This window comes from Paenibacillus sp. 32352 (assembly GCF_002042965.1).
GTDB classification, from domain to species: domain Bacteria; phylum Bacillota; class Bacilli; order Paenibacillales; family NBRC-103111; genus Paenibacillus_S; species Paenibacillus_S vulneris.
In genome coordinates this window covers 231,841-246,074 of sequence record NZ_MZNT01000009.1, presented here as the reverse complement: position 1 = coordinate 246,074, position 14,234 = coordinate 231,841, and the positions used below count along the sequence as shown (strand labels likewise).

9 protein-coding genes are annotated in these 14,234 nt (G+C 54.3%); 5 read left to right on the top strand and 4 right to left on the bottom strand.

Going from position 1 to position 14,234, the window contains the following annotated elements:
- Nucleotides 1–68 precede the first annotated feature (68 nt).
- Nucleotides 69–1,646, bottom strand: a complete 1,578-nt coding sequence (locus B1728_RS21540; RefSeq protein WP_079912459.1) for a response regulator — start codon at nt 1,644–1,646, stop codon at nt 69–71.
- Complete coding sequence (locus tag B1728_RS21535; protein ID WP_256865452.1) at nt 1,643–3,415, bottom strand: cache domain-containing sensor histidine kinase; 1,773 nt, start codon at nt 3,413–3,415, stop codon at nt 1,643–1,645. The genes B1728_RS21540 and B1728_RS21535 overlap by 4 nt, the downstream gene beginning before the upstream one ends.
- A gap of 168 nt (nt 3,416–3,583) precedes the next feature.
- Here B1728_RS21535 and B1728_RS21530 point away from each other — a divergent pair, with 168 nt between their 5' ends.
- The 5 genes from B1728_RS21530 (at nt 3,584) to B1728_RS21510 (ending at nt 8,826) form a co-directional block, all read left to right on the top strand.
- Nucleotides 3,584–4,249 carry a helix-turn-helix transcriptional regulator gene (locus B1728_RS21530; RefSeq protein ID WP_079912457.1) on the top strand — a complete coding sequence of 222 codons (666 nt, stop codon included), beginning with the start codon at nt 3,584–3,586 and terminating at the stop codon, nt 4,247–4,249.
- A 62-nt stretch (nt 4,250–4,311) separates the two neighbouring features.
- Complete coding sequence (locus B1728_RS21525) at nt 4,312–5,370, top strand: alanine racemase (RefSeq protein ID WP_256865451.1); 1,059 nt, start codon at nt 4,312–4,314, stop codon at nt 5,368–5,370.
- Between the two features lie 100 nt (nt 5,371–5,470).
- Nucleotides 5,471–7,075 (top strand): N-acyl-D-amino-acid deacylase family protein, encoded by a 1,605-nt coding sequence (locus B1728_RS21520; protein WP_079912455.1) that lies wholly within the window; start codon nt 5,471–5,473, stop codon nt 7,073–7,075.
- 65 nt (nt 7,076–7,140) lie between these two features.
- A complete protein-coding gene (locus tag B1728_RS21515) occupies nt 7,141–7,605 on the top strand; it encodes a RidA family protein (protein ID WP_079912454.1) in 465 nt (154 codons plus the stop codon).
- Nucleotides 7,606–7,698: 93 nt separating this feature from the next.
- Entirely contained in the window at nt 7,699–8,826 is a 1,128-nt protein-coding gene (locus B1728_RS21510) for a GNAT family N-acetyltransferase (protein ID WP_079912453.1), read from the top strand.
- Nucleotides 8,827–8,998: 172 nt separating this feature from the next.
- On the opposite strand, the gene B1728_RS21505 is transcribed toward B1728_RS21510, so the two are convergent.
- Together B1728_RS21505 and B1728_RS21500 are read right to left on the bottom strand one after the other, a co-directional pair.
- Entirely contained in the window at nt 8,999–10,327 is a 1,329-nt protein-coding gene (locus B1728_RS21505; protein ID WP_079912452.1) for a PASTA domain-containing protein, read from the bottom strand.
- A 234-nt stretch (nt 10,328–10,561) separates the two neighbouring features.
- The gene (locus tag B1728_RS21500) at nt 10,562–14,233 is read right to left on the bottom strand and encodes a cobaltochelatase subunit CobN (protein WP_079912451.1); all 3,672 of its coding nucleotides are present in this window, start codon (nt 14,231–14,233) and stop codon (nt 10,562–10,564) included.
- Nucleotide 14,234 lies beyond the last annotated feature (1 nt).

Sequence of the window (14,234 nt, the reverse complement as noted above, 5' to 3'; positions counted from 1 at the left end):
GGTTTAAGTATAGGGGACAGTCCCGGCATGCAAAACGGGAGAGACTTCGGAGTGATGGGGGAATTTTTTCAGCCTTTTGACAGCTGGCGATAGTCCGAAGGGGTATGCCCCGAGTATTTCTTGAACTGCTGGCCGAAATATTTGATGTCCTCATATCCGACGCGGTTGGCGATTTCGCTGATTTTGGCCTGAGAGCCCTGCAGCCATTCGGCCGCCTGCCTCATCCGTTCCTGGGTTACAAACTCGATATAGTTAAGACCCGTCTCTCTCTTGAACACTTCGCTGAAATGGTTCGGGTTCAAATGGACGAACTGCGCCACCTGCTGAAGCGATAAATTCTTATCCAGATTAACTTTGATATAGGCGATGGATTTATGAATGTAAGAGAACTTGCTCTCCGCCAAGGACTCATGATAAGCGGACATCATTCCCGACAGCAGCCGGAATACATCTTCTTCAGGCTGGCCAGGTGACTCCCAGGTAAACAAATGGGCGGCAGGCTGTGAACGTCCATGCTCTTGACCGCCTGCCAAATCCCCGGCACACGAACCAGCCCTCTCCAGCCACCGGTGCCCGGATAAAAGGATCGACTGCAAATAAGCCTGCAAAGACGACGCCGTCACGGATGCGTCCTCCATTTGGGAACGTACCTTCTGATTCACCCAGTGCCGCAGCTCCGTCGGATTATTGCTCATCAGGATGGCGGAAAGCTCGGCTTCCTCCTTCTGGGAGCACACGGTCCTGCCTCCTTTGCGGTCTTTCACTTCATCGATCGTATACAGCCCTCGCTCCCCGGCCAATCCCCGGAAAGAAAACACATGCTCCGCCTCCAGATAGGACATTTTGAGCCCGGCGTAGTCGTTAACGGCACAGCCCGCCGCTGCATAGACGGTGCACTTCAACGTCTGCTCCACCCGGAGCAGCGCACGCTCCAGCACTTCGCGGTCCGCTATGTCAGGCGCTGCAGGCAGCACAAGCACGATCCGGTCCTTCTTAAGCAGCGTGACAGTCGGGAGCAGCTCGAATAGCATATTTTCGGCGGCACCAAGCAAAAGCCTTGCAAGCGGGTTATCCCCCCAGCCCAAAGCAGATATGAGCATAACCCTCATAGGCGCAGTCTTGCCCTGCGGCTGCTGCAAGCCGTTTTTGCAAAACCAGACCCGCAATTGCTCAGGAATGCTCTCCTGTTCCAACCCTTGTATAATCAACTGCTCCAGCAGCTGGCTGCGCAGTGCCGCCGTTTGGACCGTTTCCTGCTTGAGCGCCTCCCACTTCTCCAGAATGCGCTGCTTTGCCTTCAACGCAGCCTTAATGATTTCCTCAGGACGGCTCGTCTTAAGCAAATAATCCGTAACCCCTTCTCTTAGGGCCTGTTGGGCATAAGTAAAATCGTCATAGCCGGTTAGAATGACAATCTCGGTGTCAGGCAGTATGGCCTTTACCTTATGCGCCAATTCGATTCCGTCCATACCGGACATGCGAATATCGGTCAGTATAATATGCGGCTTTTCCACCGTAACCCGCTCAAGCGCTTCTTCCGCGGAGGAGGCCGGCGGCAGCAGCTCCATCCCGAGCTCCTTCCAGTCGATCACCGTGCACAAGCCGGTGCGGATGATCACCTCGTCATCTACAATCAAAATTCTCATGTCAATTCCTCCCCTATTGGAATGGTGAACGAGATTTTCGTTCCTTTTCCCGGCTCGCTGTCTATCTCTAGCCCCGATTCATGGCCGTAATGCAGGAGCAGCCTCTGATGGACATTGCGCAGTCCGTAGCTGGCTCTTGGTTTAGGCATCCCCGTTCGGGTATCCTCCGCCTTTATATTTCTGCGGATTTCCCTCAGTCTGGCCGGCTCCATGCCGATTCCCGTGTCTTCCACCACAAATTTCATCCGCGATGCTCCGAGCAGCTCGCCGTGAACGTATACGTGGCCTTTTTCTTTCCGCTTCTGAATCCCGTGAATGACGCTGTTCTCGATCAATGGCTGCAGCAGCAGCTTCAGCATCGGGGTTTGCAGCATGGCAGGATCGATGAAAAACTCGATTTCGAATTGCTCCGGAAAACGGATCGATTGGATATAAGCATAGTTTTGCGCGTGAGCCACCTCCTGCTGGACGGGGCAAAATTCCTCCCCCTTATTCAGGCTGAATCGGAGAAAATCACTCAAGGCGCCGACCATTTCGGCAATTTGCCGGTCCTTATTCATCAGCGCGATCCAATGGATCGACGACAGCGTATTGTACAAAAAGTGCGGATTGATCTGCGCCTGCAGCGCTTGAATGTCCGCTTCCTTCTTCATCGCCTCGTTCTTCTGCACCTGCTCCTTCAAACGCTGGATACGGTCGCTCAGCTTGTTGTAGCTGCGCAGCAGCAGGCCGACCTCATCCGTGCTCCGCACCTCAAAGTGAGGGATCGGCTCATCCGGATTGATGTCCTTCATATTTTGGGTCAGCTTGGTCAGCGGACGTGTTACCCATTGCAGAAAATAAATGACAAGTCCGGCCGCCATAAGCAAAGCAAGACCAACCGCTACGGCCGTTACCATCAGCACATAGCCGTTCTGCTTCATGTAAATTTGGGTCGGGATAAAGCCGACCAGCTTCCACCGCTGTCCGGGGATCGTATAATACAGAATCGTTTTCTGCTCCTTCCCCGTCCCGTAATTCAGAATGCCGCTGTCTTCCTCCATCTCCCCCATATCCGGAAACAGATCCGTAATCATATGATTCAGCCACTCGGGCTTGCCGCTCGATAATACTCGGCCCTGCTGATCCAGCAGGAGCACGAAGCCGCTCGATTCCCACCCCGCTTCCGTCAAATACCGGGCGATCTCAGCCTCGTCAACGCTGATGGAAATCATTCCAAGACTCTTAAAATTGTTGGTGCTGCGAACAGGCCGCACAAGGGAGATGACCTTCTTCAAGCCTTCCGTCGTCTGATTCTCGTACAGGGGCGTCCACCATCGCGTGCTGCTGTGGTAAATCTGCTCATTTTGCTTCAGCACCTCGGGAAGCCCGGACTGGAGTACGGTTGTGTTGGAAAGCGGAGGCTTTCCTGTGTCGCTTGTAATCGTAATGTTCGAAATATGCTTTTTGGAAAAGGCCAGATTGGTTAAAAAGCCGACGTTCAAGGTGAACCGGACGACATCCTCCTTTTCATCATCCAAGTAGGCTTGAATATCCCGCTGCCCGATAATGAACAAGGACATGCTCTCCACATCCTCGATAATAAAATCTAGCTTACCCCCAATCTGCCGCAGCGTGTTCATCCCGGACTGCTTGGCCTTGTCCTCCGTAATGGAGGTGGCGATCGTATATGAGACGACCCCGGTTAATAACAAAGGCAGCAGAATCGCCAGCAGCAAAAACAGGGACATTTTTCGTTTTAACGATTTCCCGAACCAGCGCCACATCATAGATTCCCCCAGGCATCTTCATTTTGTAATCGCATACATCATTCCATCGTATACTACCATACTTTTTTTCTTTTAAACAAACTTTTTGTTTGACTTTTGAAAAGGTTGTGATACTATCGTTCTCAGAAAGGTCCCCGGATGACCGGGAGAAAGGAGACGCCCTTCGTTATGGAGCATATTCGCGAGGAAGCCGAATTTCTGAACAGCCTGGTGAAAGGTATTGCCGCTCAATTCGGCGACAACTGCGAGGTCGTGCTGCACGACCTGACGGGCTCGTATGAAAGCACAATAACAGCGATCGAGAACGGTCATATTACCGGCCGAAAGGTCGGAGATCCCGGCACGAATCTTGGCCTGGAGCTGCTCCGCGGCAATCATGTGGACGGCAACAAGTTCAATTATGTAACCCAGACCAAAGACGGCCGCATTCTTCGCTCCACCTCCATCTACATGAAGAACAGCGAAGGCAAGACGGTCGGAGCGCTGTGCATTAATTTTGATATTACCGAGCTGATGGTGGCAGAGAAAACACTGCACTCCCTCACCTCCACAGGATTGCAGACGGAAGTAAAGGAGTCGTTCGTCAGCAACGTCAGCGACCTGCTGGATGCCTTGATTCAAGAAGCGCAGGAGCAGATCGGCAAGCCGGTCGCTGTTATGACCAAGGAAGACAAGATGAGGATGATTCAGCTGCTCGACCGCAAAGGAGCCTTCCTGATTAAAAAAGGCGGAGAAAAAATTTGCGGCTATCTGAATATATCCAAGTATACCTTGTACAACTATTTGGAGGAAGGCAAAACACTACTGGAAACAGAAGGGAATGAGGAAGTATGAACCCTACCGTTGCTTCGTCCTTTGTACCGGAAACGCCCTGTATCATCATCCAGGATGAAATCATGAAGCACAACATTCAGAGCATGGCGCATACAGCCCGCCGGCATCAAGTCCGCCTGCGGCCCCATGCCAAGACGCACAAGATGCCCCACGTAGCGCACCAGCAGATTGAGGCAGGAGCCGTAGGCATTACGGTAGCCAAAGTCTCCGAGGCTGAAGTGATGGCGCAGCACGGAATCACCAGCATCTTCATTGCTTACCCGCTTGTCACCGAATCCAAAATCGAGCGCGCCGCAGCTCTGAGCAAGCAAATCGACCTGATTCTCGGCGTAGACAGCGAGGAAGGCGCTCTGCTGCTGTCACAAACGGCTGCAAGGCTCGGACATACGCTGAATGTGCGGCTGGAGATCGATACCGGCTTGCGGCGGACGGGAGTATTGTACGAGAATGCCCTGACTCTGGCTGCCCGCATCCATGGGATGGAAGCTCTGCGCCTTACCGGTATCTACACGTTCCGCGGTGCGTTGATGAACAAGAAGCCCACTCTGGATTTGAAAAGCGCCGGTGAGGAGGAAGGCCGGTTGATGGTCGAGCTCGCTGACCGTATTCGGTCCCAAGGCATTCCTATTACCGATGTCAGCGTCGGCTCCACCCCGACGGGCGCATACGCTGCAGCCGTTGAAGGCGTTACCGAAATTCGCCCGGGCACCTACGTATTTCAGGATCGGATGCAAGCCCGCTTTGGCGTCTGCGGAATCGAGGACTGTGCAGGCAGCGTGCTCGTCACGGTCGTGAGCCGGCCATCAGCGGATCTGGCCGTCATCGACGGCGGCAGCAAGACGTTCGCGACCGATGTGCAGCCTAACACCGAGCCGCTCCTACTCCAAGGCTTCGGCCATGTCGTCGGCCTGGAGGACGCCATATTGGAGCGAATGTCCGAAGAGCACGGCATGCTGCGGCTCGGTCCTGACGCACAGCGTGCCGGATTGAAGGTTGGAGACCGGCTGCATATTATTCCTAATCATATTTGCAGTACCATTAATTTGCATAATCGCGTCTTTTTCCAGCAAGGAGACCAGCTTGTACCATTCGACGTACTGGGGCGGGGAATGCTGGAGTAGCACTTTTCAGGTTACTCGCATTCGCATAGACTCCGCTTTTTTTCATCGGAAAATTTTGAATATTCTTAATAAACAATGCCTTAAGGAGGGCACATAACGCATGCTGGATCTAATCTTGAAAAATGGACGTATTGTCGATGGAACAGGCAACCCCTGGTTTATCGGGGATGTAGGCGTCAAAGACGGACAAATTGCAGCTGTAGGGCAACTGGATATGGAAGCGCATGAGACGATTCATGTCCATCGGCAGGTGATCTCTCCCGGCTTTATCGACGGCCACTGCCATTCCGACCTGATGATTCTGGACCATCCGCTAAGCGAGATTAAAATTCGCCAAGGCGTGACAACCGAGGTGGTCGGCAACTGCGGGCTCGCTCCCGCTCCCTTCGTCCGGGAACAGGCGGAGCTGCTGCAAAGCTATGTCCAACCGGTGCTTGGGAAAACCTCCTGGGAATGGCCGTGGGAAACCGTCGAGCAATATATGCAAACGCTTTCCAAATCATCCCCGTCGGAAAATATCGCAACTTACGTAGCACACGGTGCACTGCGCATCGCGGTGATGGGTTTTGCCAATCGTCCCGCCACCTCGCAGGAGCTGATACGAATGAAGCATATGCTGGAAGAAGGGTTGAAGGCCGGTGCCATCGGCTTCTCTATCGGTCTGCTGTATGCACCGGGAAGCTATACGTCCAAGGAGGAAATCGCCGAGCTGTGCTCCGTACTGCCCAAGTACAACGGACTGTTCTCCACCCATATTCGCGGCGAGGGAAATAATCTGATCCCATCCGTGAAGGAAGTCATCTGGATTGCCGAAAAGGCCGGCGTCTCCCTGCACATCAGCCATTTGAAGGCCGCAGGCAAAATCAACTGGGGCAAGGTGCTGGAAGCAATGGAGCTCATAGAGGAAGCACGCTCCCGCGGGCTCGATGTTACCTGCGACGTGTACCCTTATAACGCCGGCTCTACGACGCTGACGACCATCCTCCCTCCATGGGCGCTGGAAGGGGGCATTGAGAGCGTGCTTGAACGCTTTCGGGACCCTGGCTTACGCCAACGTATCCGCGAGGAGCTGGGACAGGAGCAGCAGGACTGGGATAACCTGGTGTGCTCCACCGGCTGGCAAAGCGTCTTTATTTCCGCCGTTCACAACGAAGCGAACCGGCATCTCGAAGGCAGGCACTTGGCTGAAATCAGCGAGGAACGCGGCCAGCATCCGGCCGATTGCATGATGGATCTGCTGCTTGAAGAGCAGGGCCGCATCTCTATCGTCTATTTCCACATGGCCGATGAGGATGTGAAGCAGGTCATCGGCTACGAGCGGTCGCTGATTGCGTCTGACAGCCTGACCTGTGAGACGGGCAAGCCGCATCCGCGGCTGTACGGTACTTTCCCGCGCGTCTTTGCCAAGTATGTGCGGGAGGACAAGGTGCTCACAATGGAGCAAGCCGTCCGCAAGCTGACCTCATTCCCGGTGCAGCGCTTCAAGCTCGGCAAACGCGGCCTGCTGGTCCCCGGCTATGCCGCCGACATTGCGGTATTCGACCCGGAAACGATTCAGGACAACGCAACCTTCGAGGATCCGCGCCAGTACCCGGCAGGTATTTCGCATGTGCTGGTCGGCGGAAAGCCTACGCTGCTCGGCCATCGTCATACCCAGGCCAGAGAAGGCGTTCTGATCCGGGCGCATCACTGTTGCAGTCACTAGTCCTTATTCCTTTATACAAAGAAACATTACATGATCAAATCTAATGCCATTGGAGGTCATCATTTATGAGCAAAGTCGAACAAAAATTACTGGAGATGGGCATCGTTCTTCCCCCATCCCCAGAGCCGCGCTTTACCTATGTTCCGTGCAAACGTACAGGCAACCTGCTGTATTTGTCCGGGCAGGATTGCCGGATCAACGGTGAGCTGATGTACGAAGGCAAGGTTGGAAGCGACCTTACGATCGAGCAGGGCCAAGAAGCTGCGCGGCAGGTGATTATTAACTGCCTGGCTGTGCTGAAGGGCTACCTCGGCGACCTGGACCGCGTCGTCCAAATCGTCAAGCTGCTCGGCTTCGTGAACAGCGCGCCCGGTTTTGGAGACCAGCCCTATGTTATGAACGGCGCCTCCGACCTGCTGGTCGAAGTATTCGGAGAGAATGGACGCCATGCCCGCTCCGCTATCGGAACGAGCGATTTGCCCTTCCATACACCGGTAGAAATCGAAATTATCGTGGAAATCCGCGACTAAGCGCTCTCCGGCGAGTATACTTTGAAGTATAGACATCCATGATCGCATACTTAACTGACCAAAAATAAAAAGTTCACTGGGAGGCGCTAAAAAGTGGAATTTCGATTGGTACAAAGCAGTGAATTGAAGCAGGCCGTCCAGCTGGCGGACGACATTTTCCGCGATGCCGAGCAAGTCTCGATGGGCACCGCCTTCCCGCTTATTTTCTCGCCGGGGCAAAGCCATTCCTATGGAGCCTTCGTCGGTGACAAGCTCGTCTCCTTCATGGGCTTCGTCCCGTTCGTTCTGCAAGCAGGCGATGCGCGGCTGAACGTATTCTCGATGGGATCGGTGTGCACCCATCCGGATTACCGCGGCCAAGGCACTGCCGGCCGCCTGCTGGATCTGTGCAAGCAGCACGCCGAGCAGGCCGGCGCTTCGCTGGTGTTTATCTCGGGCGACCGCTCATTGTATACGCGGGCGCACTGCTATCACTTCGGCCGCACGGAGCGGTTCACGCTGGATGCCGAGGGCGCAGCCCGGCTGCGCTCGTTAACCGCGGGGATTAGCGGCCGCACGGTCCGCCTGCACGCGCCGACGGACGCGTTCGCGATGCAGGCTGCCGCGAACGCCCGTGAGGTCGCGTTCGCGCAAAGCGTCACCGAGCTGCAGCGGCTGCTCGGTGCGGAAGCCCACGCCAGCTGCACGAAGCTGGCACAGCAGGTGCTCGTCGCCGCCCCGGCGGGAGGCGGCGTGGACAGCTATGCTGTGATCGAGGCCCCCGGCCGCTATCACAGCAAGAGACAGCCGACGGCCACCGAGTGGGCCGGGCCGGCTGAAGCCGTCGGCGCGCTGCTCGCCGACGCGGTGGAGCGCTTCAACCTTGCGGAGCTCAAGGTTGCGGTCGGCTGGCATGAGCACGAGCTCATGCAGCTGCTGCGCGAAGCAGGCCTGGCCTCGACGCCGGGGACGAACAGCGGAACCGTGTTCGTCGTAAGCGCCGAGCGCCTGCTCGAGCAAGCCGCTCCCTATTTGCGCGCGAGCGGCAGTCCTGTTCCTGCAGTCACCGCCCTGCAGGAGGGCCAATACCGCGTGACGCTCCCGGATGGAAGCGTCAGCCTGGAGCTGTCCGCAGAGGAGCTGGTCTCTCTGCTGTTCGACCCGGAATCGGCGCATGCAAAGCAGCTGCCGGGTTGGACCGCCATCCCGCTGCCGCAATTAAACGGACTTGCCTATACTTAAAATAGCCCCACAAAGTGTGGCAATTGCTTCGGAGCTGATTCAGGTACTTTGCGGGGAGCCCCGAAATCTATAAATTCTATAAACAAAGCCCGATAAATCGCCTCGCAGCGGTTTATCGGGCTTTATCATTTTATCAAATGTTACAACCTCTAAACGAATGTTACGGTTAATGTTACGGTCCCTTGCTGATCGAGAAAACGACGGTGTCGCCCGCTTTGGCATCAGCATTCGGCTGCGGGTTCTGCTTAAATATTTTTCCCTTTTCCATCTCATTGTTTTCCATAGAAAATTCGTAATGCAGGCCGGCAGCCAGTGCAGCCTGATGAGCCTCACTCTCTGTCATTCCGATGAAATTAGGAACTTTAGTCGGACTGCCTGGAGGCTTCACTTCGCCGCTACCGGGCTGCTTCGTCTCCTTCGGCGCATCCGGCTTCGGTGTTGCCGTAGGCTCCGGCGTTGGTGTCGGCGTCGTCTCCGAAACGGCGCTGCTGCTCGGAGGACTATAGCCTTTATCCGGCTTCAAGGCCTCGAGCAAGCCCATCAGGATCAGCACGGAGCATATCCCGATAACGACGATCGCCCCGCCGATAAAGAGCAGCTTTTTCATCACGCTCCCTACCGTCAGCTTTCGGGCCTCCTCTTCTTCTTCCTCATCGTCGTCTTCCTCAACGATTCGGGTCGCCTTCCGTACAGGCTCGTCGTTCTGGGCCGCCTTCTTAGGTGCCGGCACCTCATCTGCCGGCGATTTCATGATCGTCGACACAGGCCGTTTTCTTGGTTCAGGCTCCACGGTACTTGCCGCGCTCTGTGAGCTTCTCATTATGACTATGCGGGCAAGCTGGGCGATGAATAGCTTTAACGGAACGTCTTCCGTCATCGCCTGCTGAATCAGCGGAACAAGCACGCTTCTTTGCTCGCTCGGTACCGCTCTTAAAGACTCTTGAACAGCAGCATCCTCCAAATGCAGCTGTGCCGTGGAGGAGCCTGTCAGCATCTGCAGCAGCAAGCTGCTTAATCCGAATGTCCCGCGCTCATTGTCTTTTCCTTGCTCCCAATAATTCATAATCACCGGATAACGCTCCGAATCGAGCCATATATTGTCCGGGCGTACGGAAAAACCGACAATGCCTTCCTCCAGCGCTTTTTGCATTCCTAACGCCAGCTTGTGCACGATGGATATCATTTCTGCAAAAGCCAGCGTCTTCTTGTCGATTTCCGTAATCAGCAGCGTACCGTTACAAGGCTTTAGAACAGCGGTTAAACGCTTCGCTGCGCGGCTGTATCCCGTATCCAAAATATGAATAAACGCCCTGTCCGTAAACTGGGATGCTTCCCCTATCATTTGCGTATAGGTCCGAACAAACTCTTCGTCCGGAATATCGAGAGAGTACAGAATAACCTTTCGATTTAGGGATAAATCTTTTCCCATATAGACCATCCCGCCTTCCAGCGGCAGGATCGGTTGCTCGGGTACATATCTCTGCTCCATGCGATCTTCCATCAAAGCAGCCCCCTTTCTCTTTAAATACCCTATCCATCTTACTCATATAGTTCGGACTTTAGTCCGGATTTTCGTTGATATGCTCGAAAAAAACAATTAGCGCGCGAAGAAGAAGGCATTTTAGTACATTACCCATTCTATTATATAACGAAACGGCAAAAAAGCCGACTTTTGCGAATTGGCAAAAGTCGGCCCCTTCTTGTGGCCGAAATATCATTGATGAAGAGACCGGAGCTATTCCAGATTTCCTTCCAGCTCGATGTACTTCCTGCGCAGCTTATCCAGCGTTTCTTCATCCGGCTTCCAATAGCCGCGCTGATGGCTTTCAAGCAAGGTCTCCACCATAGAATGATAAGCCCATTTGTTATTTTGTTCCATTTGCCGGCTTCTAGATTCATCCTTAACATACACATCATTCAGCTGCTCGAATACCCATGGAGCTACACTCCCTGTCGTTGCAGCCAGACCCATCACATTCTCAAATCGTCTGGCGATCTGCTGCGCTCCATGATAAGAATGAAGCAGCAGCGCATCTATCCACTTCGGATTGGTCAGCCTGGTTCGTACACCACGTGCAATAGCACTCTCCGCTTCCTCTGTAATGACATGCTCTCCGGTAGTATCCGTAATATGAATGTCAGCCTTGCCGCCTTTAGCCATCTCTACCGCTTTGGATAAGCCGCCGAAATATTCATAATAATGATCCGAATCCGTTACTTCATGCTCATGGCTGCTGCGGATTTGCGATACGATATCGACCGCCTTCAGATGAGAGCGCAGCAATTCCGGCTCTCCTCTGCCTCGCTGCGTCAGACTGTATACATAATGCTGGCTGTCCTCGTAAGCTTTGCCCAATTCATCTTCTCCGCTCCAATGCTTGGTTTCGATGAGCCGGGTCACCGAAGTGCCGTATGCTCCTTCAGCCGGACCGAAAATCCTAGCGCTCGCCAGATCCGCCATCTCTTCTGCACTGTAGCCGTTCTGACTTAACGATGCCGCCGTCTCGCAGGTACGGGCTTTAAAGTAGTTCTCTTCCTCCGGCTCATCCAGCTCGGATATGCGCTGGAACAAACGGTTTAAATCCTCCAGCAAATTAGGGAACATATCGCGAAAAACTCCAGTAATCTGAACGACAACGTTCATGCGGGGACGTCCTAATTGTTCAAGCGGAATGATGTCATAGGAAGTGCGCATCGTCCCGCCAGCTATTCGGACGCCCAAATAATGCAGGATTTGCCCGATGGTTTCACCCTGGGTACGTGAGGTCTCCAGTCCCCATAATACGACTGCCGTCGTATTCGGGTATTCGCCATGCTCGTCGTAATACCGCCGTATGGAATTTTCCGCTGTGGCCGCTCCCCTCTCTGCTGCCGTCTGGCTTGGTACCGCTCGCGGGTCGAACTGAACCAAGTTGTACCCTGAGGGCAACACTTCCGGTGAGCGCAGGGCATCCCCCGCCAGCTTCGCCGGAATGTATCGGCCTTCAAGCGCTCTAAGCAAGCTCTGCAGCTCATTGTTGCTTTTGCTGGCTTGATAAGATGTATAACCGTATTCGAGCGACTCCTGCATTGCTGCCCGCCATTCGGCTGGCGCACCCCGGTAAGACTCTGGTAGCTCTCTGGTATCTATGTAGGCTTGGACAACCGCCTCTGCTTGCTGATCAAGCTCATGCCATAGTTCGGTCTCCCCACCAGCTGCCCCTGCTTCTGTATTCCGGCCTTGAAGATCGGCCAGCAGCCCGCGCAAGGAACGGATGCTACCTCGCTCGTGACGCAGGACGAACCTCATATGCGCAGAGGCTTCCTCCGAAGAGTATCCCTCCCCTAATACATGAAGTCCGCTTGGGATCAGCGATCGTTTCATCCTATACAGCTCTTCTTCGATGGTTTCGGGCTCGCCAGCATTAAGATGGAGCTGCTTGGCACTATCCAGCATTCTGGCGAGGATAGCGGCACACTGGTCAGGGTCCAATTGCTCGGCAGCTCGGTATTCGTGAAGCAGCGCTTCAAGATCCGACCATTCTCCATACAATTCTGCTTCCATGAAAGGCGGGGCTTGATAACCGATCAGGAGCGCATGGCTCCTCCGCTTCGCGATCATCGCCTCAGAAGGATTGCCGACATAGTAGAAATACAGATGTGGCAGCTCCCCGATAAAATCATCAGGAATGCAATGAGCAGACATTCCGGATTCTTTGCCCTGCTGAAACTCAAGCGTTCCATGGGTACCGATATGGACTAACGCATCCGCCTTCCACTCTTCCCTGATCCATTGATAAAATGCAGTATATTGATGCGGCGGCAGCAGCGTCCGGTCATGGACCGCTTGCTCAGGATGCTCATGGATGCCGCGTGAAGGCTGCAGCCCAATAAACACATTCTTATTGATGATCCCCGGCAGAAGAAATGCTCCCTCCTCCGACATGACGTCGCCAGGTGGTTCTCCCCACCGTGCCACAGCCCCCTCTCCCCAGACTCTGCTTAGAAGCTTACGCTGAAAATCGGAATCATGGAAGCGAATCATCGAAGACGCTGCATGCTCGCCGGTCCATACCCCCGAATTCACCAGCCCGCCCTCTACGAAGCTCGTATGCAGCTCCTCGGCGGTCATTTCCTCTACATCGTAATCATTTTGTTTTAGCAATGTAAGCAGGCGGGATAAGGATTCGAACGTATCCAGAAAAGATCCGCCGAACACATTCCCTTCTCCCGGGGGATAGTTGTAGCCGATCAAGGCCAGCTTTTTCTCCCGGTTTGATGTGCCTTGCAAATGGAGCCACCTTCGGATGCGGCCGATCAGCTTATCAGTTCTTTCGGGAATCAACGCCAGGCGGGTCCGTTCAATGCCAAGCCCCCGATCCATGCTCTCGCGCTGCAATGCCGCTACCGGGTACGTTTCAATACTGCCGTCCAGTTCCGGCAGCATGACTTGAACAAGCAGCTGGGAAGGATTCAGACCGCGAGCCGAGTGCTCCCATTCCCCGTGCATCATCCCTGATAGAAAAAACGGATGAAGCATCGGCACTCCAAGCACGGTAAGCAGCTCTTTGGCTTCACCGTTAGCATCACCGCCTGGTCCGGAACCGAGGCGGAACGGCAGGAAATTGACGAGCAGGCTGACGCGACGTTCCGCATCCTGAAGCAATTCCTGCAATCTTGTCACAGAAATATTCATAACCGATGGAAAAGCAATCGGCAGAACATCAGCGAACTCCTCGATCTTACTACTGATCGGGCCGATACAATCCGAAAAGAGCCCTGGATTGCCGTTACCTAGAAAGAACAGAGCTACAACAGGCCTGCTGCTGGCCGTTCGGCTGCTCCAGTAAGCGGAGGCAGAGGAATAGGCGGTTCTGGTTGCCGGATCTACAATGCACAGCTCCTGCAGCACGTTCGGCTCGGCAGGTTCCGGCAGTATGTCGTAATGGCCGTATTCCCGTCCCGCCATACAAAGAAGACCGAGCATATTGGCCGCTCCGCCGCCGCGCCAGTATTCGTTGAAGGAAACGAAGCTCAAATAATCTTGGCGCAGCTCTTCAGCAATCGAATGCGCTCTGCTTCGCAGCGCCGGAAAAGGCAGATCATCTGCTCTCAAGCTGCCAAGCCTCGTTAATGCCCGAATATCAGAAGAATCGCTACCTACCGGCACAACATGAGCGGTCAGGCTGCTAATAAACCGGGAGAGGCGTCCGACCACTTCTTTGCGGACTCCGTGGGCGTCAAAGAGCAGTAAGTCTGCTTCCTCGAAGCTTCGCTCTTTTTCACTATCCAAGACAAAGGCTTGCCGTCCATCCAGGTTCATCACGCTCAGCTTCAAGAGACTTCGCTGATCGTCGTTCAAAGACCTGTACGCTTCCGACAGATGGGCCTGAATCATTTCGTTGCTTGTCAAAACGATGATGTTCAAT